General features: G+C 48.8%; 20 protein-coding genes. 15 read left to right on the forward strand and 5 right to left on the reverse strand.

Features of this window, described 5'->3' with window-relative positions; all coding sequences use genetic code 11:
• The gene (locus tag DWW91_RS10095) at nt 1–3,063 is read right to left on the reverse strand and encodes an SbcC/MukB-like Walker B domain-containing protein (RefSeq protein ID WP_122327618.1); all 3,063 of its coding nucleotides are present in this window, start codon (nt 3,061–3,063) and stop codon (nt 1–3) included.
• Nucleotides 3,060–4,310, reverse strand: coding sequence for an exonuclease SbcCD subunit D (locus DWW91_RS10100; RefSeq protein ID WP_122327619.1), 1,251 nt, complete (start codon nt 4,308–4,310; stop codon nt 3,060–3,062). Before DWW91_RS10100 ends, DWW91_RS10095 begins: the two co-directional genes overlap by 4 nt.
• Before the next feature lie 411 nt (nt 4,311–4,721).
• On the opposite strand from DWW91_RS10100, the gene DWW91_RS10105 reads away from it, so the two are divergent.
• The 4 genes from DWW91_RS10105 (at nt 4,722) to DWW91_RS10120 (ending at nt 12,915) form a co-directional block, all read left to right on the forward strand.
• Nucleotides 4,722–8,075 carry a TonB-dependent receptor gene (locus tag DWW91_RS10105; RefSeq protein ID WP_122327620.1) on the forward strand — a complete coding sequence of 1,118 codons (3,354 nt, stop codon included), beginning with the start codon at nt 4,722–4,724 and terminating at the stop codon, nt 8,073–8,075.
• Nucleotides 8,076–8,093: 18 nt separating this feature from the next.
• Nucleotides 8,094–9,893, forward strand: coding sequence for a RagB/SusD family nutrient uptake outer membrane protein (locus DWW91_RS10110; RefSeq protein WP_122327621.1), 1,800 nt, complete (start codon nt 8,094–8,096; stop codon nt 9,891–9,893).
• 48 nt (nt 9,894–9,941) lie between these two features.
• A complete protein-coding gene (locus DWW91_RS10115; RefSeq protein ID WP_122327622.1) occupies nt 9,942–11,060 on the forward strand; it encodes an Sb-PDE family phosphodiesterase in 1,119 nt (372 codons plus the stop codon).
• Between the two features lie 184 nt (nt 11,061–11,244).
• Nucleotides 11,245–12,915, forward strand: a complete 1,671-nt coding sequence (locus DWW91_RS10120; protein WP_122327623.1) for a putative transporter — start codon at nt 11,245–11,247, stop codon at nt 12,913–12,915.
• Between the two features lie 48 nt (nt 12,916–12,963).
• Here the strand turns inward: DWW91_RS10120 and DWW91_RS10125 are convergent, their stop codons facing one another.
• The 3 genes from DWW91_RS10125 to DWW91_RS10135 form a co-directional block, all read right to left on the reverse strand.
• Nucleotides 12,964–14,613 carry a Gfo/Idh/MocA family protein gene (locus DWW91_RS10125; protein ID WP_010800037.1) on the reverse strand — a complete coding sequence of 550 codons (1,650 nt, stop codon included), beginning with the start codon at nt 14,611–14,613 and terminating at the stop codon, nt 12,964–12,966.
• Between the two features lie 4 nt (nt 14,614–14,617).
• Entirely contained in the window at nt 14,618–15,124 is a 507-nt protein-coding gene (locus DWW91_RS10130; RefSeq protein ID WP_007652543.1) for a DoxX family membrane protein, read from the reverse strand.
• A gap of 74 nt (nt 15,125–15,198) precedes the next feature.
• Nucleotides 15,199–16,386: a class I SAM-dependent methyltransferase gene (locus tag DWW91_RS10135; RefSeq protein WP_122327624.1), complete on the reverse strand. Its 1,188-nt coding sequence runs from the start codon at nt 16,384–16,386 to the stop codon at nt 15,199–15,201.
• A 302-nt stretch (nt 16,387–16,688) separates the two neighbouring features.
• Between DWW91_RS10135 and trpB the strand changes: the two genes are divergently transcribed.
• The 11 genes from trpB to DWW91_RS28035 form a co-directional block, all read left to right on the forward strand.
• Nucleotides 16,689–17,876 carry a tryptophan synthase subunit beta gene (trpB, locus tag DWW91_RS10145; protein ID WP_010800039.1) on the forward strand — a complete coding sequence of 396 codons (1,188 nt, stop codon included), beginning with the start codon at nt 16,689–16,691 and terminating at the stop codon, nt 17,874–17,876.
• Nucleotides 17,877–17,879: 3 nt separating this feature from the next.
• The gene (locus DWW91_RS10150; RefSeq protein ID WP_122327625.1) at nt 17,880–19,286 is read left to right on the forward strand and encodes an anthranilate synthase component I family protein; all 1,407 of its coding nucleotides are present in this window, start codon (nt 17,880–17,882) and stop codon (nt 19,284–19,286) included.
• A gap of 26 nt (nt 19,287–19,312) precedes the next feature.
• Nucleotides 19,313–19,882 (forward strand): aminodeoxychorismate/anthranilate synthase component II, encoded by a 570-nt coding sequence (locus tag DWW91_RS10155; protein WP_122327626.1) that lies wholly within the window; start codon nt 19,313–19,315, stop codon nt 19,880–19,882.
• A gap of 31 nt (nt 19,883–19,913) precedes the next feature.
• Entirely contained in the window at nt 19,914–20,909 is a 996-nt protein-coding gene (gene trpD / locus DWW91_RS10160) for an anthranilate phosphoribosyltransferase (protein WP_122327627.1), read from the forward strand.
• A 3-nt stretch (nt 20,910–20,912) separates the two neighbouring features.
• Nucleotides 20,913–21,725 carry an indole-3-glycerol phosphate synthase TrpC gene (gene trpC, locus DWW91_RS10165; RefSeq protein ID WP_122327628.1) on the forward strand — a complete coding sequence of 271 codons (813 nt, stop codon included), beginning with the start codon at nt 20,913–20,915 and terminating at the stop codon, nt 21,723–21,725.
• Nucleotides 21,719–22,393 carry a phosphoribosylanthranilate isomerase gene (locus DWW91_RS10170; RefSeq protein ID WP_199722568.1) on the forward strand — a complete coding sequence of 225 codons (675 nt, stop codon included), beginning with the start codon at nt 21,719–21,721 and terminating at the stop codon, nt 22,391–22,393. The genes trpC and DWW91_RS10170 overlap by 7 nt, the downstream gene beginning before the upstream one ends.
• On the forward strand, nt 22,390–23,163 hold the full coding sequence (gene trpA / locus DWW91_RS10175; protein ID WP_010800044.1) for a tryptophan synthase subunit alpha: 774 nt from the start codon (nt 22,390–22,392) through the stop codon (nt 23,161–23,163). Before DWW91_RS10170 ends, trpA begins: the two co-directional genes overlap by 4 nt.
• A 743-nt stretch (nt 23,164–23,906) precedes the next feature.
• A complete protein-coding gene (locus tag DWW91_RS10190) occupies nt 23,907–24,521 on the forward strand; it encodes a TetR/AcrR family transcriptional regulator (protein ID WP_065537820.1) in 615 nt (204 codons plus the stop codon).
• A 97-nt stretch (nt 24,522–24,618) separates the two neighbouring features.
• The gene (locus tag DWW91_RS10195; RefSeq protein ID WP_065540254.1) at nt 24,619–25,725 is read left to right on the forward strand and encodes a site-specific integrase; all 1,107 of its coding nucleotides are present in this window, start codon (nt 24,619–24,621) and stop codon (nt 25,723–25,725) included.
• A gap of 73 nt (nt 25,726–25,798) precedes the next feature.
• A complete protein-coding gene (locus tag DWW91_RS10200) occupies nt 25,799–26,161 on the forward strand; it encodes a hypothetical protein (RefSeq protein WP_004328536.1) in 363 nt (120 codons plus the stop codon).
• Between the two features lie 54 nt (nt 26,162–26,215).
• Nucleotides 26,216–26,573, forward strand: a 358-nt coding sequence (locus DWW91_RS28035; protein WP_122327635.1) for a hypothetical protein, incomplete at its 3' end; no start/stop codon positions are given.

Below are 26,573 nucleotides of genomic sequence, written 5' to 3' on the forward strand. Positions count from 1 at the left end.
TCATATTACCTCCAAATAGCTTCTTCCATTCCCGGCACGGTTCACACGAATCTGTACCGGGATACGTTCCGTCATCTCCTGTACATGTGAGATTACTCCGATCTTGCGGCCTTGTGTACGGAGGCTTTCCAGAGCATCCATGGCAATCCGGAGGGTATCGGCATCCAATGAACCGAACCCTTCGTCGATGAAAAGGCTTTCTACCTTCATCCGGTTGGAAGACAAGGAAGACAATCCGAGCGCCAATGCCAGCGAAACCAGGAAAGATTCGCCTCCCGACAAACTGTGCACCGTACGGACCTCATCGCACATATCACGGTCGATAACCTGTAAAGCCAGCGTTTCAGGCACCCGTTCCAACCGGTAACGGCGGCTCAGGTCACGCAACTGCACATTTGCATAACTTAGCAATACATCCAATGTATATCCCTGGGCGATACGACGGAACTTGGCACCATCGGCCGAACCTGCCAGGTCATTCAGTTTCGCCCAACGTTCACTCTGCTTACGGCAGGCTTCAAGTTCTTCCTGCTGACTGGCTATCTTCCGTTTGTTTTCAGATTGGGTACGGAGCCGGAAAGCATATTCATTCTTTTCCTGGGTGATACGGGGAAGAAGAAGTTCCAGCACCTCCCCTTCGTGAGTCCGATTCCAGGATTCTGACCAGTCGGACAAAGCCTTTTGGCGGACCAATAAATCTTCCGACGCTTTTTCCAGGTCGCGGGCAATCTGGTCGGAGATACCCCGCAACTGATCGGCAACACCCGACTGCTCCGTCTGAACGGCTTGCAGGCGTTTCAGGCGCTCTTTCAGTTCCTCTTTACAACGGTTGTAATCCTGTTCAACCTGGTCGGCCGGCTTACCGGAAAGCAGTTTAGAACGTTCGGCCCGGAGCGCGGTAAGTTCAGAACGGTTCTTGTCGTGACGCAGGGTAGCCTCTTCTACTTCTTTAGTCAGCGAAGGGAGGAAAGAGGCGTACGATTCGCATTCGGCTTTTTGGGCACTCTGCTCCCGTTGCAGTTGTTGCAGCTTTTCCGTATTTTCATGCCACTGACGGGCAAAAGTGGTTAAGGTATCCCGGAAAGAGTCCGGGTCCTGTTGCCAGGCTTTTTGCCATTCGTCATTCCCGAAAAGGCGGTTGGCAGCGGAGAGTGACTTCTCCAGCGTCTCCCGGCTTTCCACACGAATCGCTTCTTCACGGGTTATCTGCGTCTCAGCCAGTTTCTGACGTCCCTGCAAATCTGTACGGATATGGTCGGCCTCGGTAAGCTCCTTATGCAATTGCAGGAGTTGCTGTTGAAGCAGGCTTAGTTGCTTTTCATTGGCGGTATAGGCTGCTTTACGGGCATTCAATTGCTGGATTTGTAAAGTCATTGCAGCGATGGCCTGTGTGATGGGATTTTCACACACCCCCTGCCCCCTCTCAAGAGGGGAAAGGTTACCATCAGTTGCAACAAGGGGTATCCGGCTCCCCTCTTGAGAGGGGGCAGGGGGTGTGTTACCCTCCATTACCGGATGATGCGTACTCCCGCAAACCGGACAAGGTTTCCCTTCCTGCAATTTCTCCCGCAACTCCAAAACATCCCCGCTAACAGCCTGCCGGGCCTGTTCCACCAACAGATTCTCACGTTCCACACGAACAGCATCCATCTGTTTATCTAGTTCAGTTATATCGGTTTCTTTTTGGGTTTGTTCCAATTTAACTTTAGCATCTTCTGTCTTTCGCAAAGCCAGTTGTTTGCTTTCTATTGTGCGCTGAACAGTGACAAGTTGTGCAGTCTGACGTTCCGCCTCCCGTTTAACGGAAGTGATTGTTTTCACGGCCTTTTCCATTGTGTGGCGACTTGCGGAAGCTGCATCAAGATGCAACAGCAAAGCAGCCAACTGTTCAGCTATACTCTCCTTGCTACGATACCGTTCGCGCCAGTCGCTTAACCGCGTAATCTCGGCCAGGCTTTGTTGTTGTCGGGTCCGGGCGGCTTTCAGCTTATCCTCTCCCTCCTTCTGCCGCCGGAGCACATCCCGCAGGCGGGTTTCCGTTTCTTTCACCGAACGGGTTACCTCATCGAGGCGCACATCCAGTTTGCGGGCTTGCTGCAACTCCTGCTGCAAGGCTTTGAAGTCTGCTTCGGAGCGTTGTTCATCCTGAATACCCTGTTCATACTCTTTACGGGCGGTATTCAATAGTTCCGTAGCCCGGAGCAGTTTGGCGACAGCCTCTTTCTGCTGAACCCGCCGGGATTCTATCTGCTGTCCGGTAGATTTAACGGCCTCCTGCAAAGCCTGTTGTTCTGCTTTCGCCTTTTCCAGGGCGGACAAAGCGGCTTCCGACTCTTTCAGCCGGGTTTGCAGTTCCTGTTCCGCTTCTTCCGTCAATAATTCGATTCCCTGGATACGGGCCTGTACCTTATCATAAGCCTCTTTGGCAACGGCATTCTTTTCAAAAATCAGGCGGGAGATCGAAGAATAAAGTTCCGTGCCTGTCAGCTTTTCAAGCAGCGACGCTTTTTCTCCCTGCTCCGCTTTCAGGAAAGTGGAGAAATCGTTTTGCGCCAGCAGGACGGAACGGGTAAACTGTTCGAAGGTCAGACCAATCAGTTCTACCGTACGCGCCTGCAATTCCGAGCGGGTCCCCTGCTCTTCTTCTTCCTTATCTATATTATATAAGGTAACGCGGGGACTCTGCAAACGTCCGTTCTCCTTGTCGCGGGCACGTCCTACCGACCAGCGCGAACGATAGCGGTGACCGTTCAACGCCAGAAAGTCGACTTCCGCATATCCCGAAGCCGTCCCTCTTCGTAACAGGAAACGGGGATCGCTCTGGGGAAGCACCTCCTCATTCACATCCCGCAGTCTCACATTATTCTCTTTTGCCTGGTCCGTACGCGGCGTACGGGCAAACAAAGCCAGGCACATAGCATCCAATATCGTAGACTTCCCGGCTCCCGTCGGTCCCGAAATGGCAAAGATTCCGGCAGACAACAAGGGTTCGGTCGTAAAATCAACATCAAAATCTCCTTCCAACGAGGCCAGGTTACGGCCCCGTATCGCTAATATCTTCATAAAGAAACCTCCCGCATTACATCGTTGAACAATGATTCGATATCTTCCGGCAACTCGCCGCCATACTTACTGGTAAAGGCATGTTTCAGCATATCCAGCGGGGCGATACGTTGCAGGTCGTTGTAAGACAACGGACGGACCGTATCCGCCTCCTCCCGTTTCGGATAAGAGGGGACAATAGAAGTCAGGCGGACCGCTTTATCAGCCAGCGCCTCTTCTACGCGGTGGCGGAATCCCGGGTCGGGCTCCGTCAGCAACACACGCACCTCCACATACGGCCAACGAGCCGGTTCGTCGCCCTCCTCCTGATTAGCCACAGGCAGTCCGGCAAGCTGTTCAACCACCTCCTCCGGCGATGCTGGCTGCTCCGGAATCCGATGCAAGGCGGCAAACAAAGGGACAGACAGCGGTTCGACATCCGACAGGCATCCGTTTTCCACCGTAACGGCAACGACCTGGTGGCGGTAGTTCGTTTCCGAAAAAGACATCGGCAACGGACTGCCGGAATAGCGCAGGTTCTCCCTGCCTCCTATCCGCTGCGCTTTATGGATATGCCCGAGCGCCGTATAAGCCAGCCCTTCATCGAATGTATCCGAAGAGACGGATTCCAGACCGCCCATAATGATGCGCTCGCTACGGTCGTCGTCCGACAGTTCGGCCCCGGTAGCGTGCAGATGCCCCATGGCGACCAATGCCTCACCGGGCTGCCGCCGGGCATCGGCGAAATCGTAGAGCTGGCGGTACATGCGGTTTATACCGGCTATATATGTATCATGCCCCTCCTCCGGAGCCGGATAATCTCCCTGACGCAGATAAGGAACGGCGAGACACCAGCCTTCCCGCTTTTTCTCCTTATTATATAAAGGTATCACCAGGGAATCGAAATCAATCTCTCCACTTTCCGTCCGCCGGATAATCCCGACAATGGAGGTATTCAACTCTTCCAGCAAAGGAATCGGAGATTCCAGCCGCGCAGCCGAATCATGATTACCGGCAACGACAATAACCTGCAAATGCGGATTGCACCGGTTCGCCTCTTTCAGGAAATGAAAGAAACGGCGTTGCGCCGAGGCGGACGGGTTGGCTACATCGAACACATCACCGGCAATCAACAGGACATCCGTCTGCTGTTCCGCCAGGGTATCCACCAGCCAGTTCAGAAAGGCATCGTGTTCTTCCTCCCGGTCGTAACCGAAGAAAGTCTGGCCGAGATGCCAGTCGGCAGTATGTATAATCTTTAAAGACATAGTTTGTATATCTTGTTTCCGTTAAAATGAAGATTCAAAGATAAAGGATAATTCAGACATATACAGCCTGGCGGTGACTTTATATAAACACAAAAATAACTGCCGGTATTGCATATCACAACTGGATTCCTTTCATATCACAGTTGGATTCCGTTTGTTTCACAGATGGATTTCTTTTGTATCACAGCTGTGAAACACAAAGAAGATCGGATGAAAACGCCAGTGGCTCGGGAGGTAATCCGTTCTGTCTGCCGGGTAAACGGTTGCATTCCGGCAGACAGATTCAGCTATTTCCCAGGCACTTAATCCTGTAACCGAGAAGTTATGGAATTGTCTTGGTAATGAAAAACAGCAGTAACCGGTTCGTAATCCGGGCTCCCTACTTTTGCAGCAACAAAAAGGAACAAATTTATGACAAATTTTACTTCTGACTCGCGTGTAGGACGTGTGCTCCTACTCCCGGCCGGATTATTGGCTTGCAGCTTATTTACCCCTTTTACCGTAACTGCAAAGAATGACATTCCGGTAACAATCTCCCAGCAGGTTCGAACGAAGATACAGGTGAACGGTACCGTTACCGATGCGACCGGCGAACCACTGATCGGAGCGACCGTTCTCGAAAAAGCCAGCGGTAACGGAACGATTACCGACGTCGACGGAAATTTCAGCCTGGCAGTCCCCTCCGATGCCGTATTATCGGTTAGTTACATCGGTTACAAACCACAGGACATCGTAGTCAACGGCAAAACGACTTTCAATGTCGTGCTGGAAGACGACTCCGAGAAACTGGAAGAAGTGGTCGTTGTCGGCTACGGCGTGCAACGCAAGGTGAACCTCTCCGGTTCCGTAGACCAGATTAATGCCAAGCAACTGGAAGCCCGCCCAATCACGAACATTTCAAAAGGTTTGCAGGGAATGGTCCCCAACCTGAACATCGACTTCACCAGCGGCGAACCGGGACAGGCCGCTAAAATCAATATCCGTGGAGAAGCCTCCATCAACGGTGGCAGCCCGCTGATCCTGATCGACGGCGTCGCCTCGGATGCCGAAGAACTGAACCGGTTGCTCCCGGAAGACATCGAAACCCTTTCGGTGCTGAAAGATGCCTCCTCCGCAGCCATCTACGGGGCGCGTGCCGCCTTCGGTGTCATCCTGATAACCACGAAACAGGGTAGCAGCGACCGCATCCAGGTAAGCTACAATAACAACTTTGCCTGGAAACGCCCCTCTATCCTCCCTAACAAAACTTCCGACCCTTATATCTACCTGAAACTGAAAAACATCGCCGTACTCAACACTCCCTGGAGTTCCGGTCACGTCGCCAGCGACGAACGCCTGGAATGGGCACGCCAGCGCTCCGACAATCCTGACGGGACCGACCCGGTACGCCTCAACCCGCTCGACGAAACGCAGTGGGAATATATGGGAAACCGCGACTGGACACGTTATTTCCTGGATAAGAATACATTCAGCAATACACACCAGCTATCGGTCTCCGGCGCCACCGAGAAAACAAAGTTCTACCTTTCCGGCGGTGTGGACGATGAGAACGGTATCCTGGCCGGTATCGTAAAGAATGACAACTACCGCCGCTACAGTATGCGGGCCAAGGTCAGTTATAAAATATGGGACTGGCTGACGCTCTCGAACAACACTTCGTTTGTCGCCACCAACCGCATCAAACCGAGTTATCTTTCCAGCCGCGACGAACCGTATATCGACAGCAACGGCATCCGCCAGAAAGGGAACGGCGACTCGAACATGAGCATCTTCTACGACCTGGCTCCCACCGACTGGGACAAGAACCCGGACGGAACCTGGGCAAACAATGCCGCCGGTATCGCCATGGCCCAGCTGGTAGACGGCGGCGAAGAAACGACCCAATACAACCGCCTGCAAAGTACGTTCTCCGCCGAGATGTCTTTCTGGGAAAAGATGCTGACGGTAAACGCCAACTTCACTTTCATGAAAGGAAACGAAGATTACGACTGGTTCAAAAACAAATATGTAATCGGATACGGGCCGAACGATATCCGCGAGCTGGGAGACAGCAAAGCCTACAAAAGCACGACCAACGATTATTACAGCGTACTGGAACTGTTTGCGACCTTCAACAAGGCTTTCGACAAACATTATGTGACCGGTATCCTCGGTTTCAACCAGGAATACAACCGCTGGAACTGGTACAAAGCCGAACGCGAAGGAATCATCTCGACCTCACTCCCGTCCATCGGACTGTCGTCGGGCGACCAATTCGTCAGCGAGCAATATGCCGACTGGGCCATCCGCGGGCTTTTCTTCCGTGCCAACTATACGTATGACAACCGTTATATCTTCGAAGTGAACGGGCGTTACGACGGAACATCCCGTTTCCCAAAGGAAAAACGTTTCGGGTTCTTTCCTTCTGCTTCCGCTGCCTGGCGCGTGGATGCCGAACCGTTCTTCGAATCTTTCCTTTCGACCGTCAGCCAGTTGAAGGTGCGCGCTTCATACGGTTCGCTGGGTAACCAGCTTGTCGGGGAATACGGTTATATCCCGGCCATGAGTTCACAACTGGGTAATTACATCATCAATGGCAAATTACAGCAGGTGGTAACCCCTCCTTCGCTGGTCTCTCCGGATTACACCTGGGAAGAAGTGCGTACCCTGAACGGAGGTCTCGACCTGGCTTTCCTGGATAATAAACTGACAGCCTCTGTCGATGTGTACCGCCGCAACACCAAAGGAATGCTTACGCTGGGTAAAGAACTTCCGGGCGTACTTGGCGCCAGCGAACCGAAAGAGAATGCCGCCGACATGAAAACAACCGGTTGGGAGCTGACAGTCGGCTACCGCGACCAGTTCCAGCTGGACGGCAAACCGTTCAACTGGGGTGTCAAATTCATGCTCTCGGATAACCGTTCGTGGATTACCCGGTTCGACAACCCGAACGGGAGCCTTACCCAATATTACAAGGGACAGGAACTAGGCGAAATATGGGGATTGCAAAGCGACGGTTTCTTCCAGAGTGAAGATGAAATCAAGAACCTCGACCAGTCGTCCATCATCCCCTGGGGTGCTCTGGAAATCGTCAACGGATGGCCGAAATATAAGGACCTGAACGGTGACAAGAAAATCACCAAGGGAAGCGTCACCGTAGGCGACCCGGGCGACCTGAGCGTCATCGGAAACTCTTCTCCCCGCTTCCGCTTCGGATTCAACCTGAATGCCGAATGGAACGGATTCGACCTGTCGGCCTTCTTCCAGGGAATTGCCAAACGCGATTATTATCCGATGAGTTACCTCTATTGGGGATTCTACCAGCAGCCGTATGCCGGCGGTCCCGAACACCTGTTCGACTTCTACCGCCCGACAACCGACAGCGATGTGGATATGGCCAAACATTCACAGTCCTATATCAATGCCGGGCTGGCAAACCAGAATCTGAATGCCCGTTATCCGGTGCTCCAGTCATGGCTCGCCGACAAGAACCTGGGCACCGATATCGACCAGTCGATGGGACTGGCTATCCCGCAGACCAACTATCTGCTGAACGGCGCTTACCTGCGTATCAAGAATATCACGCTGGGATATACCCTGCCGTCCGAATGGACCCGGAAGGCGCATCTGAGCCGGGTACGCGTATTCGTCAGCGGCGATAACATCTTCGAATGGAGTGCCCTGAAAAAATATTTCGACCCCGAAGCCGTTACCGACGAATCCAACTACGGTTATGTCTATCCGTTCAACCGCCAATACTCATTCGGTGTCAATGTCACATTCTAATCATCAAAAAAAGCAACAATGAAAAAAGAGTTATATTACCTGGCAACGCTTCTTACGTGCCTCGCATCTGCCTCCTGCAACGACAATTTTATGGAACGCCATCCGCAGACGGAGATTGGCGTAGACAGTTACTTCAATACGGAGCAGGACTTGAAAATGTATTGTTACAACCTGTACGACTTCCCCAACTTCAACAATTACACAGCCGATGCCGGAACCGACAACCAGGCAACGACAGACGTCGTGGAAGTAAAGAACATCATGATTTCGACCAATGCCAATTCGACAACGGTGAGTTCCGGATGGGACTGGGAGAAATTACGCACAATCAATCTTTTCCTCGATAACTGTGAAAAGGCTGCCGTAGCCGAAGACGTGCTAGCCCATTACCAGGGAGTAGCCCGCTTCTTCCGGGCCCGTTTCTATATGGACAAGGTAAAACGTTTCTCCGACGTGCCCTGGTACGACAAAACGCTGACTACCTCAGACGAAGACCTGTACAAACCGCGTGACTCCCGCGACGTTGTCATCCAGAAGATATTTGAAGACTACCGGTTTGCCGCCGAGCACGTGAAGACCGGCCAGGAGACAGGCGCCGTGGATAAATGGGTGGTCCTCACCTATATGGCACGCCATGCGCTGTACGAAGGTACCTACCGCAAATATCACGACGAACTGAATTTGCAGGGTTCAGCCAACACCTATCTGAAAATAGCCGCTGATGCCGCTCTCCAAATCATGAACGAAGGAGGCTTCAGTATCTATACGACCGGCGATACGGATAACGATTACCACACTTTGTTTGAAAGCCCCGACCTAAGCAGCAATCCGGAAATTATTCTGGCCACTTATTTCGACAGAAAGATAAAAGGGAATGGCTTCTGGGCTTTCATGTTCGGTAATTATATCCCTTGCCCGACCAAAGACCTGGTACAATCTTACCTGATGAAAGACGGTTCCTACTATTCCGCCCAGCCGGGTTATGAAACCAAGCAGTTCGTGGAAGAATTTCAGAACCGCGACCCGCGTATGTGGCAGACACTCGCCTGGCCGGGATGGGAGCTGATCAACACGATGACCTATGCCCCGGGAGCCGGCATCTATGTGCAGAATCTGAACAAGAACTTCTCCGGCTACCATCAAATCAAAGGTTTCATCAATAATAAGGATGAGGATTATTACCTGGGAATCGACTACCCTGTACTGCGTTACGCCGAAGTACTGCTGACCTATGCCGAAGCCCGTGCCGAACTGGGTGAGTTAACCCAAGACGATTTGGATAAAACAATCAACCGCCTCCGTTCGCGTGCCGGCATCCCTCCCCTGAAACTAAATCCGGCAGCCGACCCGGTCATGCAGAAAGCCTTCCCAAGCATCTCCTCCACCTTACAGGAAATACGCCGCGAACGCCGTGTCGAACTGGCCCTCGAAGGTTTCCGCTACGATGACCTGATGCGCTGGAAATCCGGCAAATTACTGGAAAAAGAACCTGAAGGCCTCTACTTCCCTTCCTTAGGCAAATTCGACCTGACAGGCGACGGAGTAGAAGATATTTACCTGATTCCTTCCTCACAGGATATCCCCGCCGAAGCGGATAAGGAAACCAATTCGCTGGGTAAAAAGCTGGTATATTACAAAACCGGCACAATCGATGACACGAATGCGACTGTTTACCTGGCCGAAGGGACAAAAGGAAATATCCTGACGATTAAAGACATGGGCACCTTCCAGGAACCCAAATTCTATTACCGCCCCGTCCCGAAACACGAGGTCGACCTGAATCCGGCATTGGCTCCGCAGTTGTTCGGGTGGGAATAAAACAAGTGATACATAGACATAAGATAATAATACTAAAAACAAGAATATATGAAAACGACAAATGTATTAATCGCCTTATCATTCATGGCGGTAAGCGTATGTAGCCATGCACAGGATGCGCTACCCAAACAAATAAAAGTAGGAAAAGAACGAGTGAAGGCACGCAAGGAAATCCGGTTACCCGAAATAGACGGATATAACCTGTTGAAATGTGATTTCCATATCCATACAATCTTCTCCGACGGCATCGTATGGCCGACATTGCGGATACAGGAAGCCTGGGAAGAAGGCCTCGACGCCATCGCCATCACCGACCATATCGAAGGGCAGCCGGCGCGTCCCGGCGTAGAAAAAGGGAATCATAATTATTCCTTCGACCTGGCAAAAGAGGAAGCGGACCGCCGGGAAATCATCCTGATAAAAGGGGGCGAAATCACTCGCTCGATGCCTCCCGGACATCTGAACGCCCTGTTTGTCAAAGATGTAAATGCGCTCGACCAGAAAGATTACATGAAAGCAATCGAAGAAGCCCACAACCAGGGTGCCTTCATCCAATGGAATCATCCGGGATGGGGTGTCGACTCTATCCTATGGCACGACGTACACGAAACGCTCTACCAGAAAGGCTGGCTGAACGGCATCGAAGTATTCAACGAATTTGAATGGTATCCGGTCGCCCTGAACTGGGTAAACGAAAAGAACCTGACCTTACTTTGCAACACCGATGTACACGACGTAATCGAACGCTTATATGATTTCCGCACCACCAGCCACCGTCCGATGACGCTTGTCCTGTCGAAAGACCGCACGGAAGAAGGAATCCGCGAAGCTCTTTTCGACCGCCGTACCCTGATATGGTTCTATGACACTCTGATGGGAAAAGAAGATTTACTGCAAAAGTTCTTCGAGGCTTCCGTCGAAATGAAACCGGTCCACCACTCCACCCCCGAACGTTCATACCGGAGTATCGTGAACCATACAGATGTCCCCTTCCTCCTCCGGAAAACAGATAAGAATGCAAACGGTTATCCGGAAACAATCAAGATACCCGCCGGAGAAACGATACTTGTCATACAACCTAAAGCAAACAGCAACCAATCGGTGTCTTACCTGGTCGAGAATATGATTATCAGTCCGGAAAAGAGATTAGAGGTCCGGCTGTTCTAAGGTGTTACCTCAAATTATCTGTTTTAAATATTTCAATAATTATCAGATTTGAATGAACGTAGCGTCGTTGGTAAGGGCGGTTAGCGAACCGCCCTTACTGTTCAATTTTCCAATTGCCCTTTATTTCTTATGATATTATCAAAATTAAACCCCTATCTTTGCAGTCTCAACAAAAAACTCTCGTATGAATTGGTTGCAGGAAGCTTTTTTAGAGCCGACGATGTTGCAGGCTGTTATAGTTATCTCGCTGGTTTCGGCCGTGGGATTATTCTTGGGAAGACAGAAGATATTCGGTATATCGCTGGGGATCACCTTCGTATTCTTTGCCGGAATTCTGGCCGGACATTTCGGGATTGTTGTCAATAAAGACATGCTGAACTTCGCACAGAGCTTCGGTTTGATTCTGTTTGTCTACTCTTTAGGGTTACAGGTCGGTCCGGGTTTCTTCTCCTCTTTAAAGAAAGGCGGAGTAGCCATGAACATGATGGGATTGGGCGTCATCCTGCTGGGATTGCTCATGACCCTTGTTTTCCATTGGACAACCGGTGTTTCGTTGCCGAATATGGTCGGCCTGCTTTGCGGAGCCGTTACCAACACACCGGCTCTGGGTGCTGCGCAACAGGCTTTATTACAGGTAGAACCGGCCGATTACAAGGAAGTGACCGATATGGCACTGGCTTGTGCCGTTGCCTATCCTTTGGGAGTCGTAGGGGTTATCCTGGCTATTATCCTACTGAAAAAAGTGTTCGGAGACAAGAACCTGGCGGACGATAAAGAAAAACATAATACCAAACCCAACATCACCGAATTCCATATCAGCAACCCAGCTATCTACGATAAAAGCATCAAAGATATTATGAAGCTGACGGAGAAACATTTTGTGATTTCCCGCGTGTGGCGTAACGGAAAAGTAAGTATCCCTACCTCCGACACCGTACTGCATGAAGACGACCATCTGCTGATTATTTCCCATAAATCAGATGTCGAAACCATCAAAGTGCTTTTCGGAGAACAGGAAAACGTCGACTGGAACAAAGAAGATATCGACTGGAATGCAATCGACTCGCAACTGATATCCCGCCGCATCGTCGTTACCCGCAACCGGGTAAACGGCGTAAAGCTCGGTTCGCTCCGACTACGTAACCTGTACGGCATCAATATCACCCGTGTGAACCGTGCCGGTATCGACCTGGTTGCCGACTCGGCCCTCCATCTGCAGATTGGCGACCGCCTGACGATCGTCGGTGAAAAGAATGCAGTCAACAATGTTGGTAAAATACTAGGCGACGAGATCAAACGCCTGGATAACCCGAATCTGCTGGCGGTATTTATCGGTATCTCACTGGGGGTTCTGCTGGGGTCCCTGCCGATCATGTTGCCGGGGATGACTACACCAATCAAATTGGGTATTGCCGGCGGCCCCATTATTGTCGGTATCCTGATGGGTGCTTTCGGTCCGCGTTTTCATCTGACTACTTATACGACCATGAGTGCCAACCTGATGCTACGCCAATTAGGTATCGTCATCTATCTGGCCGGGCTTGGGATTGATTCAGGAGCCCATTTCTTCGAGACCGTATTCCGGGCGGAAGGGGCTTTATGGGTCGGACTAGGTTTTCTGCTGACGATTGTCCCTGTCCTGATTGTCGGTTTCATCGCTTCCCAGTTCTTCAAACTCGACTATGCGCACAACGTCGGGATGCTCTGCGGCAGTATGGCAAACCCTATGGCCCTGACCTATGCCAATACAACGGTCGAAGGCGACGAACCATCGGTTGCCTATGCCACGGTCTATCCTTTATCCATGTTTATCAGGGTGATATCGGCACAGTTAATCATTATGTTATTTACATAAAAAAGGGGGAACTTTCATTCCCCCTCCCCATAATATAATCCGTATCGATTATCCTTTCACAATTTCTTCTTTCTCTTTATCCCAGTACATCGTACGTCCTTCCAGATAAGCATGTGTTCCCATATGGGCAGTCATCGCTTCCTGGAATGCGGCATCAATATTACAGCTCGGCTGTTTATTCTGACGGATACATTCCAGCCATTCACGAATATGCAGGTGGGTCGTGTCGTAACGTTTACCGCTTACATAGGTGTAAAGCAAACCGCGCTGGGCAAAATATAATTCAGTTGGCGACGTAATAGCATCCACCGAATTCTGTCCCGGCACATAGGTGTAGAACGGTTCGTTCGGTTTGATGATCCCCTTGTCCATCTTCTCCTTGTAAATTTCGGATGCCGGATCCGCCTTCAGCGTAATCGTATTGGACAATTCCATCTGGGCATCATGTCCCATAATGACCTTTCCACGCGGACGATTGCTAGCTAATGTCGCACTGTACAACATCGTCATATCCCGGTCGGGGAACTCGAAAGTAGTCTGCAAGACGTCAGGTACCGTACGTCCGTCCTTGAAGTAATAGACACCACCCGACGATGTAGCCGAATGAGGAATACCCACTCCGAATATCTGATTGATCGCATCGTACTCGTGTGTCAGCAAGTCACCGCTCAAACCGGTACTGTAATCCCACCAGCAACGCCAGCGGAAGAAACGTTCCAGGCTGAATTTATCACGGGGATCAGGACCGATATACCGTTGCAGGTTGTTCGCTGTCATATAATCGGTATATTCCTTGATGCGTTCTTCCGGTCCTTCGAACTGTTTCCAGTCGATTGTGTCGGGAGAAGCGCCGTCTATCAGCGGATATACCCACGCCCCGTTCGGGTCGTTACGGTTGGTACATACTTCGATCAGCGATACTTTGCCGATCAGGCCTTTGTCGATAATCTCCTTGGCACGGATATAACTGTCGGTCTGACGTCCCTGATGCCCCAGCTGGAAAACGATGCCGGTTTCTTTTACCACCTGGCGCACCTGATAAGTCTCAGGAACTGTCCACGACAACGGTTTTTCCACATAGACATGCTTTCCGGCTTTAGCTGCTTCCATCGCCATCGTACTGTGCCAATGGTCGGGAGTAGCGATAATAACTGCGTCGATGTCATCGGCCGCCAGCAATTCTTTATATGTTCTGTAACGTTTCGGGCGTTTACCGAACTTTCCGTTCGAACCTTCGCGATGAATATTGGATGCCGCCAAAACAGCCGCTTCACCATACACATCGAAGATATCGCATACGCCGGTTACTTCGATATTCAAATCATCCTGCTCCTGGAACTGCTCGTAACGCTTGTCCTTGCTATCGTTCTTAGCCCCTTCAATCAGGCCGTCGATCCAGGAAGGTTCGGCAAAACCGGCTGCACGCATCAGCTGCTTGCCGCGGATACCGAAACCGATCATTCCGATACGAATCTTTTTCCCGTCCGGCTGGGCAGGAATCATATAATGTTCTTTATCAAACTTAAAGGCACTACCCAGACTTTTCGACTTTTTGTCGTACGTCTGTTTCTTGTAGACACCATAACCCAGTGCCCCCAATACCGGAATGGTAGCCAACGCCTTCAGGGCATTACGACGTCCTTCAGACTGAGGCCCCTGATTTTCTTTCGGAGTATTATTATTGTTTTCTGTTGCCATGATATTACATTAATTTGAGTTTAGACAATAAGGGAATCGCTTTTTTCAGATAGCGGTCCAGCCCGATAATATGAGAGGTGGGAAAAACCAGCAATACAGCCAGCGCCGCCATCTCTACCAGATTCTTGTCTATCCACAGATAAGACCCTTCGAACGGCATCATATATTGTGCCCCGATAAACGAAGGATGGGAAAGGTAATAAAATGCAAGCAATATCATCGCCCCGATAGAAGAGAGTTTGCTGAAAGCACCGGTAATCAGTCCGAGACCGATTAACAACAGCGCCCATTCGTTCAGCGCATTAACCATGTTCATCATGGCCGGATCACTAGCCAATCCGGCGAAAAAGTCAGACATAAAACCTTTGGAATCGAGGAGGTAAGGAAGCGATGTCCATTTGGGATTCAGGATCTTCACCAGTCCTTCGTAGGCAAAATGCCAGCCAATGAATAATCGCAGTACAACCATCGCGGTCAACTGCGCAGAAGTGTAAGAATCTTTTTGTATCATTTCATGTATTTGATTTATCGCCGCAAATATAGGGATAAAATCCGGAGAACAAAGGATTTGAAATACTGATGATACTAAAACTTTCTACATTTTACCAAAATTTTACTATTGTCGGCCTGGGTAGTAGCAAAAAGATATACATCTCCACCATCCATGATCTTTGTGCGTTTACGCAATTCTTCTACGGATAGAGGGAAATTACGGACAGTGATATTTGCACGGGGTATTTGTCCGGATATTCCTTTGCAGAGTTTCCCGGTAAAAGGGAATACCTCCTCTACGACAAAACTCCTGCCCGGAAAAACAGCTACTCCTATATCTGAGGTATAAAGATGGCTGCTCGTATGCAACTTTTCCAATCCGAAACGGGTAGCGGTACTTTTAAAGGCACCGGCTTTCAGCAACGAGGAATTGGGTTCATAGAGATAGTTTTTTACCTGACCGGACAGACGTAACTCTTCCCGACTCTCATCCTGCAAAGTAAAAATAAAAGATTCTTCCTCCCCATTGCCTGTATAATTAATGCAATGAATAACCGGAGAAGTTACGGACGCATCTCTTTCCACAACAAAAAGCAGTTCCTTACATTCGTTCTTTACCGACAACACATGGACTTCCACAGTTCCGGGTAAAAGCTCCAATGTCAACCGTATATCGGCCATAGGAGATAACTTTGCAATCACTTTCGGCGCATGGCGGAAGAGTTCCGGCAACAAGGCCGGCAGGTCGGGTTCACAATCCTGCAAAGCAAAAACCCGTTTATTCCCTTCGCCGCGACGGGCCGGGTCAATATAAAAAACATCGGTTCGGGGCAGTTGGGGTATTAACATTGTGCTATCCCCTTCCATAACCGTTATATTGTCGACACCCAATGCTGAAAAATTATTACGGGCAGCCTCGCAATAAGCAGGGAAACGTTCTATATAAGTTACTTGGCGGACTTTCCGGGAGAAGTAATAACTGTCAATTCCCAAACCACCGGTCAGGTCGCACAGGGTTTCATCTTCCTTCACCAAACGCTGTTTGTAGGAAGCCGTCTGTTCAGATGAACATTGCTCTGCCGATATCTTTGAAGGAAATAACAAATCGTCGTTTGCATACCATAGAGGCAGCTTTTCCTTAATCTGCCGCCGGGATGCAATCTGGTCTACTGCAAAAGGAACATCGATTGAAGGATAACGGGATGCACTCAGCAGAAGACGAGTCAAATCATCGCCTGCATGTTCTTTTACAAATCTCCGGAATTCAACTGTCTGTTTCATGCGGCAAAGATAAGGTTTTTATGATTAGTGATACAACGAATATTTTTCAAAAAAAATCCGCAAATTATTTGCAGTTTGTCAGAGAATATCTATATTTGCTGCCGTAATAACAAAAACAGTCATGAGAACATTTATAGTAAATACATTTTGGTGGTGGCGCTCTTTACTCCTACAACGGTCGTAAGGAACGCAGTCCTGTGTATATACTAGTCAAGATATCATAGAAAGGCCTGTCGCACTTGCGACGGGCCTTTTTTCTTTTTAATCCATTTACGAATACAATTAAAACAACATAGCAAAAGATGAAAACGTATCAAGTTGACAAAAACGGTTATTATGGTGAGTTCGGCGGCGCTTATATCCCCGAAATCCTTCACCAGTGTGTGGAAAACCTACAGAACATCTATCTGGAAGTACTGGAAAGTGAAAGTTTCAAGCAGGAATTCAACCAGTTGCTGCGCGACTATGTAGGCCGCCCCTCTCCCCTTTACCTGGCAAAACGATTAAGCGAAAAGTATGGTTGTAAGATTTATCTCAAACGGGAAGACCTCAACCATACGGGAGCCCACAAAATCAACAACACAATCGGACAGATTCTGCTGGCACGCCGCATGGGCAAAACCCGCATCATCGCCGAAACAGGTGCCGGACAGCACGGTGTTGCCACAGCTACCGTTTGCGCCTTGATGAACATGGAATGTATCGTTTACATGGGCAAGACGGACGTGGAACGCCAGCATGCCAACGTGCAGAAGATGGAGATGCTCGGTGCAACCGTCGTCCCTGTTACTTCCGGCAACATGACCCTGAAAGATGCGACAAACGAAGCAATCCGTGACTGGTGTTGTCACCCTTCCGATACGTATTACATCATCGGTTCCACAGTCGGCCCTCACCCTTATCCCGACATGGTAGCACGCCTGCAATCCGTTATCAGTGAAGAGATAAAGAAACAGTTACAGGAAAAAGAAGGGCGCGATCATCCGGATTACCTGATTGCCTGCGTGGGAGGCGGAAGCAATGCAGCCGGTACAATCTATCACTTTATCGACGACCAACGGGTGAAACTCGTACTGGCAGAAGCCGGAGGAAAAGGAATCTGTTCAGGTATGAGCGCCGCTACCATCCAGCTGGGAAAGAAAGGAATCATACACGGAGCCCGTACCCTGGTCATGCAGAGCGAAGACGGACAAATCGAAGAGCCCTACTCTATCTCTGCCGGACTGGACTATCCGGGAATCGGCCCGATTCACGCCAATCTGTCCGTCAGCCACCGCGCCTCTATCCTGGCTGTCGATGACGACGAAGCACTGGAAGCCGCTTTCGAACTGACCCGCCTGGAAGGAATCATCCCGGCACTGGAAAGCGCCCATGCGCTAGGAGCACTCAGCAAAGTGAATTTCAAGCCGGAAGACGTAGTCGTGTTAACAGTCTCCGGTCGTGGCGATAAAGATATGGATACGTATATTGAATACAAAAACAGAAAGTAACCGATGAAAAACTATCATTTCAAAACGATAAGCAAACAGGTCCTGGGCGACCTTCACACTCCCGTCAGCATCTACCTGAAAGTACGGGATATCTACCCGGAATCAGCCCTGCTGGAAAGTTCGGACTTCCACGGAAACGAAAACAGCCTTTCCTTCATCGCCCTCTGCCCGCTGGCAAGTATCGGCATCAACAACGGCGAATGTACGGCAACCTTTCCCGACGGCAACCGCGAAGTGACTCCCCTCAGCGAAAGCTATAACGTAGCAGATGCCATGAACGCGTTTCTGGGCCGTTACAGCATCGAAGGGGCTGACAAGAAAGTCTGCGGCCTGTTCGGATACACGGCCTTCGATGCTGTCCGTTATTTCGAAAACATTCCCGTCATGGAAGCCCATCACGAAGAGAACGATGCTCCCGACATGCTATACATATTATATAAGTATATCCTCGTCTTCAACCATTTCAAAAATGAACTGACATTGGTCGAATTATTGCAGGACAGTGAAAAGAGCAACTTACAGGAAATCGAAACACTGATTGAAAACCGCAACTATGCTTCCTATAACTTCCAGACTACCGGACCGGAGACCTCTCCCATCACCGGCGAAGAATACAAGGCTATGGTTCGCGAAGGTATCAAACACTGCCTGCGCGGTGATGTTTTCCAAATCGTTTTAAGCCGCCGTTTCGAACAACCGTTCAAAGGCGACGACTTTAAAGTCTACCGCGCCCTGAGAAGTATCAATCCTTCCCCCTACCTTTTCTATTTTGACTTCGGCGGCTTCCGCATCTTCGGTTCGTCTCCCGAAACGCACTGCAAAGTGACGGAAGGCCATGCAAGCATCGACCCGATTGCCGGAACCGCTTTCCGCACAGGCAACGTGGCTCTCGACAAACAGCGTACAGAAGCCCTACTCGCCGACCCGAAAGAGAATGCCGAACATGTCATGCTGGTAGATCTTGCCCGCAACGACCTGAGCCGCAACGCACACAACGTACAGGTCGATTTCTACAAAGAGGTACAATATTACAGTCACGTCATCCACCTGGTTTCCCGTGTAAGCGGCGAAGTGAACAGCGACAGTAACCCGATAAAAACATACATCGACACCTTCCCGGCAGGAACCCTCAGCGGCGCCCCGAAAGTACGTGCTATGCAGCTTATCACCGACCTCGAAAAACATAACCGCGGAGCCTATGGCGGCTGCATCGGATTCATCGGCCTGGACGGCGACCTGAACCAGGCTATCACTATCCGCACCTTCGTCAGCCGTGGCAACGTACTGTATTACCAGGCCGGTGCCGGTATCGTAGCGAAAAGCAACGACGAACGCGAACTTCAGGAAGTAAACAACAAGCTGGGAGCCTTGAAAAAGGCAATCGACCTGGCAGAGAAGCTGAAGAATTGAAAATTGAAAATTGAGAATTGAAAATTATGAGCAAGATATTATTATTCGACAATTATGATTCCTTCACCTATAATTTATTACATATTTTGAAGGAACTGGGTGCGGAGGTGGAAGTTTACCGCAATGACAAAATATCCTTGGAAGAAGTAGACCGCTTCAATAAAATCCTTCTTTCGCCGGGTCCCGGCATTCCGGAAGAAGCGGGCATTCTGCTTCCTTTAATCCGCCAATATGCCCCGACAAAAAGTATTCTGGGAGTATGCCTCGGAGAACAAGCGATTGGAGAAGCCTTCGGAGCAACCCTGATTAACCTGACAGACGTTCATCACGGCGTTTGTTCCGATATCCGGGTGACAGCTAAAGAACCGTTATTTGCCGGACTCGAAGCCGGATTCCGTGCCGGACGTTACCACTCCTGGGCAGTCTCCCGCGAAAACTTCCCCGATTGCCTGGAAATAACAGCCGAAGATATGGAAGAAAAACAAATCATGGCATTGCGTCACCGCACGTACGATGTCCGGGGTATCCAATTCCATCCGGAATCGGTTCTGACCCCGAAAGGCAAGATTATTATTGAAAACTGGCTGAAAGGATAACGAGGACTAATAAACATAAGAAAGAAGAGTTATGAAAGATATACTATACAGATTATTCGAACACCAGTACCTCGGACGGGATGAAGCCCGCCAGATACTTCAGAATATGGCTGCCGGCCAATACAATGATTCCCAGATAGCCAGCCTCATCACCGTCTATCTGATGCGTAACATTTCCGTAGAAGAGCTATCCGGTTTCCGCGAAGCCCTGCTCGAAATGCGCGTACCGGTCGACCTGTCGGATTACAAGCCAATCGACATCGTCGGTACAGGGGGCGACGGCAAAAACACATTCAATATCAGTACTGCTTCCTGTTTTGTCGTTGCCGGAGCCGGTTACAATGTGGTGAAACATGGTAACTACGGCGCAACCTCCGTCAGCGGCGCCAGTAATGTGATGGAACAACACGGTGTCAAATTTACCAATGATATCGACAAACTACGCCAAAGCATGGACACCTGCCATATCGCATACCTGCATGCCCCTTTATTCAACCCGGCCTTAAAAGCGGTAGCCCCGGTACGTAAAAGCCTGGGAGTACGCAGTTTCTTCAATATGCTCGGCCCGCTGGTGAATCCCGTTATGCCGGCTTACCAGTTATTGGGTGTATATAATTTACCTTTGCTGCGGTTATACAGTTACACATACCAGGAAAGCGGGACGCGTTTTGCCGTTGTCCACAGCCTGGACGGGTACGATGAAATATCACTGACCTCCGACTTTAAGGTAGCAATGCCGGAGAAAGAGAAACTATATACCCCGGAAATGCTTGGTTTTGCCCGTTGCACAGAGGATGACCTCGACGGCGGCCAGACTGTCGAAGATGCCGCCCGCATCTTCAATAACGTAATGACCAATACGGCAACCCCGGCACAAAAGAACTGCGTAATTGCCAACTCTGCCTTTGCCATCCAGGTCATCTGCCCGGAAAAGAAGATAGAAACCTGTATCGCCGAAGCCCGCGAATCGCTGGAAAGCGGCAGTGCACTGGCTACGCTAAAGAAGTTTATTTCACTGAATAATTGATTTATGAAAGATATATTGCAAGACATTATAGCCAACAAACGCATCGAAGTAGACCGGCAGAAACAAGCCGTACAACTCCGTACGCTACTGGCATTGGGTGGTGAACGGCTGGAACGTACCACCTATTCGATGCGTGCCTCGCTGGCTGCATCTTCTTCGGGTATCATCGCCGAGTTTAAACGCAAAAGCCCTTCGAAAGGCTGGTTGCATCCGGATGCCGCCATCCCGAACATCATCCCGGCCTATCAGCAAGCCGGAGCTTCCGCCTGCTCGGTCCTGACCGACCCGCAGTTTTTCGGTGGTTCGTTGGGTGACCTCTGCCAGGCACGCAAGCTGGCTGAGATTCCTCTGTTGCGGAAAGATTTTATCATCGACGAATACCAGGTGTACCAGGCCCGGGTCATGGGAGCCGACGCAATTCTGCTAATCGCCGCCTGCCTCACCCCCGACCAATGCTTGTCACTGGCAGAGCTGGCGCATACCCTCCAACTGGAAACATTGCTGGAAATCCACAGCGAATCGGAATTGGGGCATCTCAACCCGCATATCGACATGCTCGGTGTTAACAACCGCAACCTCGGGACATTCCATACCGATGTGGAAAATTCGTTCCGTCTGGCAGAAATCATGCAGGAAGTCAGCAAAGAAAAGGACCTCGCTCCCCTCCTGGTTTCGGAAAGCGGAATATCAGACACAGCCACAGTAAGCCGCCTTCGTGAGGCTGGCTTCCGCGGTTTCCTGATTGGTGAGACATTTATGAAAACAGAAGAACCGGGCGATACTTTGTCCGCTTTCATAGGAGGTTTGCCATGCTAATCAAGGTTTGCGGCATGCGGGAACCGGAAAATATCCGGCAGGTAGCAGAGACGGGAATCGACTGGATGGGTTTCATCTTTTACGCTCGCTCCGCTCGCTCAATTGACAATGGAAAATGGAAAATTGACAACGAAAGAAAGAGCTCCTCTCTTAATAATTTTCAATTCTCAATTTTCAATTTTCAATTGAAGAGGGTCGGCGTCTTCGTCAACGCCACGCCGGAAGAAATGATGAATACAGCCGCCCGTTACCGGCTCGATTACCTGCAATTGCATGGAAACGAATCGCCGGACATCTGCTATACCCTCCATAAACGGGGATATGCAATCATCAAGGCATTCTCTATCGCCACCGAAGAAGATTTAAAACCGGTCGCCGATTACGAAGGCCGTGCCGACTATTTTCTTTTCGACACCAAATGCAGTAGCTATGGCGGTTCAGGCAAACAGTTCGACTGGTCGGTACTCTCCGCCTACAAAGGGCAAACGCCTTTCCTGCTCAGCGGCGGTATCAACCCCGACAGCGTAGAAGCCCTCCGGAACTTCAACCACCCGAAACTGGCCGGTATCGACCTCAATAGTGGTTTCGAAACCAGTCCGGGCATGAAAGACGTAGAGAAACTGAAAACATTTATTGACAAGATTAAAAATAAAAAGACTGACATATGAATCGTATTACAAACTTATTCGAAACAAAAAAGAACGGCATCCTGTCCGTTTACTTTACAGCAGGTTATCCTCAGCTAAATGATACGGTAACCATTCTGAAAGAACTGGAAGCAAAAGGTATCAACATGGTCGAAGTAGGCATCCCTTTCTCCGACCCGATGGCAGACGGTCCCGTCATCCAGGAAGCCGCTACACAGGCATTGCGAAACGGCATGTCGCTCCACCTCCTGTTCGAACAGTTGAAAGACATACGGAAAGAGGTACAAATGCCTTTAGTTCTGATGGGCTACCTCAATCCGATTATGCAATTCGGCTTCGAAGACTTCTGTAAAAAATGTGTGGAAGTAGGTATCGACGGCATGATTATCCCCGACCTCCCTTTCGCCGACTACATGTCCGACTACAAAGAGATAGCCGACCGCTACGACCTGAAAATGATTATGCTTATCACTCCTGAAACTTCCGAAGACCGTATCCGCCTGATTGACGAACACACTTCCGGCTTCATCTATATGGTATCGAGTGCAGCAATAACAGGTGCACAGCAGAGTTTCGACGACCAGAAACAGGCCTATTTCCGCCGTATCAACGGAATGAACCTGCAAAATCCCCGCCTGGTAGGTTTCGGAATCTCCAACAAAGCCACCTTCGATGCCGCCTCCTCTAATTCCTCAGGCGCCATCATCGGCAGCAAATTTATCCAATTGCTGAAAAGCGAAACTACAATCCCCGGAGCTGTAGATGCATTACTGGAAGGTTTGAAAAAATAGGACGGCAACCTGCCTGAAATGGGTAGGCATCGAAACAACAACGGACAGGCATCGCTTTATCTATGGATGCCTGTCTGTTTTTAGATTAACAAAATATACTCGAAAAAACAGCTACTTACAACAATATTATTCCCTACTATCTAGTACATTTGCCAAAAACAGGAACGTCTTTTGTGCGTTTTTGCCATTTTCAGGAACATAAAATTGATTTTATCATGGAATTATATCGTAGCATCATTGAAGATTTAAAAGATTGGAAAAGCAGACCGGATAGAAAGCCACTAATTTTAAAGGGGGCCAGACAAACTGGAAAAACATGGATATCATGAAACTAATATCGATCCGATAATCTTTATACATCTGAAAAAAAAACAGTTACCAGTTTATAACCGACAACTGTTTCTCTTTTCAGCGGAAAGCGAGGGTTTTGAACCTATAACTCTAACCGCTTATATTTCAGCTACTTTGCTTTCAAAATTTCAAATAGGTAACGAAACAGTAACGATTTTCAACCGTTAAGCCTGTCCAACTTTGACCGCTGTTTGTCTGCCTAACTTTCGGGTTCAAAGATACGGCATTCTTTTGAAACTCGCAAATATCTGATAATAAATATTTTTGGGTTAGTGCAAGGTGCAAGCTATATATATAAATATATACTTGCACCTTGCACTAAAAAAAAGCACTGGGGTACAAATGGTTAAAACAAAATCCGTATCTTCGTAACCGATTAAAAACAAACGTGTATGATAATAACTAACCGTGAAGAAGTAATAGATAAAGCGTTCGGAGTATTTGTCAGGATGAACTACGAGAAAGCAAGCATCATCACGCTTGCCAAAGCCTGCGGAGTGACAAAAACGGGCATCGTTTATTATTTTCCGCACAAGCTGGATTTATTCATGGCTGTGGCAGACAAATACGTGCTAAAAATGCACGAACCGGGAAACAAGTTTGCCGCTCCTGCCGATACGTTGGAGAAGTTCATCGGGCAATACGTGGCGGGGGTAGCCGCTTCCATGAAAAGGATTGTTGAACTGATTGACGATAATAGCAGCCCGCATGATTGTAGCCCTAACTTCTACTACTTTCATTTCCTGTCACAAGTGCGTATGTACTATCCGGGCATCAGGCAGAAAATTGAGAAAATCTACCGACAAGACTATGACCTATGGGAGAAAGTCATACAAAAAGCAAAAAACAGCGGGGAAATCAGAAACGACACGGACGTGAAGAAAACGGCTACCATGTTCCGGCAAATGTTTTTAGGACTGTCATACGAACAAGCATTTCTGAACGGTCTAAACGTGGACGAACTGGCAGAAAACTTTCGCTATATCTATTCGCTGCTTAAAGCCTGATACAGTTTTGTTTTTTTAACTTCTATTATTTTTGAACGTATGTTCAAAATGTGGCGTTTTTGTTTTATCTTTGGAGCATGAAGCAAAATTCAGCGACATGGATAAGGTTCAGAAACAAAGAGGAAGCATCGTGCTACACAAAGAAACAAGGGACGGTGCAGACTACATACGGATAGAATATGCGAACAGTCAGGCTGTAACCCAACTGCTCGCCCAAGACACGGGTATGGAAATGGCTGGCAACGGCTCTGCATACATGGCATCAGCCGCTTTCAGCCTGCCGGATTTCTACGACCGCTATTCGCCCCACGCCTATATTGATTACAGCCGGGTTTACGTGCGGCATCCCAAACCTAAAAGGGAATACACACTGCCGAAAGGCTACCTCGAACTGCTGGAACAGAAGCGTTACAGCCCCTCGACCGTCAAAACATACCGTGCCTATTTCAGCGACTTCATGGAATATCACAAGGGACGGAACATCGACCGCCTGAAAGTGCCGGACATCAACAAGTACATACTCTATCTTGTGAACGAGAAGAAAATCTCGGTGTCGCAACAGAATATGCGCATCAATGCTATCAAGTTCTATTACGAACAGGTGAAAGGCGGCAAACGGCAATACTACGGCGGTATCACCCGTGCCAAAGAGTACAAGAGCCTGCCCGAAGTGTTGAGCAAGAATGAAATTAAGCGCATCCTTGCACAAATTTCCAACATCAAGCATCACTGCATGATTTCGTTGGTTTACTCTGCCGGACTTAGAAGAAGCGAATTGCTTAACCTGACCCCGCAGGACATCAACAGTGAAACAATGTCGGTTCGCATTATGGGCAAGGGGAAGAAATGCCGTTATTCGCTCCTTTCACCCAAGTTGCTGGAAGAACTACGGCACTACTTCCGGGAATATCGCCCACAAAAATGGTTGTTTGAGGGCGAAACACCCGGAGAGCAATATTCGGCAAGTGCATTGGTGAAAGTGCTGAAAGAAGCCGCACATCGTGCAGGCATCAAACACCGTGTACACGTACACATGCTGCGCCACTCCTTTGCCACACACTTGCTGGAACAGGGAACAGACCTGCACACGATACAGGAATTGCTGGGACACAACGACATCAAGACCACAACCATTTATCTTCATGTGTCAAGTGCCCATAAAGCAAAAATCCCTAATCCTCTTGATACACTGGATAATTCGTGAGGTGCAGTTATAGAAGTGTAGGAACGACACCATAAGGTGCGGTTATAAATAAATTAGCAATAAAATTTGAAATATGGATAAAGACGAGATAATATCAAAATTAGGATGGTTTACTCAAATGAAGTCTATACCACCCTTAACTGATAAATTCAAAACAGAGCAAATTATCTTTTTTGAAAATATCATCCATTTCTTACAAGATAATGGATTGACAACTAAAGAAATACTAAAAAAAGGAGAAAAGCCTACAGATAATACTGAAATAAAAATTGGAGATTTAACGGAAGAGGGATTAAAGTTTTATCTGTATGGCATTAGAAAATGGCGACAAAAATACGATAGAGCAAAAGACGGGATTAAAGCAATCAATGACTTTGCTTTTATTGAAAAGAAATTAAAAGAATTTAGAAGTAAAAATATTGCTAACAAAGCGTGATAACGCCTAACAGCGTTCCCCGCTTAGCCATTACCAACAAATAGCGTACATAATATGAATGATGTAACAAAAGTAAGAATAGTATATGAATGTAGCATAATAGGCATTGTTTTGCTGACATTCTTAAAAGGTATGTTCCCTTACATGGGAGCATGGTGGCGAGTAGCCCTTATTGCTTCACTTGTAGGACTTTGGTTTTCATTGTCTTACCTGAAACGGCATAATTATAAATGGGGGTTCAATTACATAGGAAACCATTTATATATTAACCTCTTATTGAAAGTACAGAAGTGGTTTCAGAACGCTACAATCATAGCCTTATTGATACCTGTATTCTTAAAAGACCTCTTGTATAATCAATATTGCTTAGTAGCATATATATTGCTTGTAGGCATGTTCTTAGGCGTGAAGC

The organism is Parabacteroides sp. AF17-3 (genome assembly GCF_003635445.1).
In the GTDB taxonomy this organism is placed as follows: Bacteria; Bacteroidota; Bacteroidia; order Bacteroidales; family Tannerellaceae; genus Parabacteroides; species Parabacteroides goldsteinii.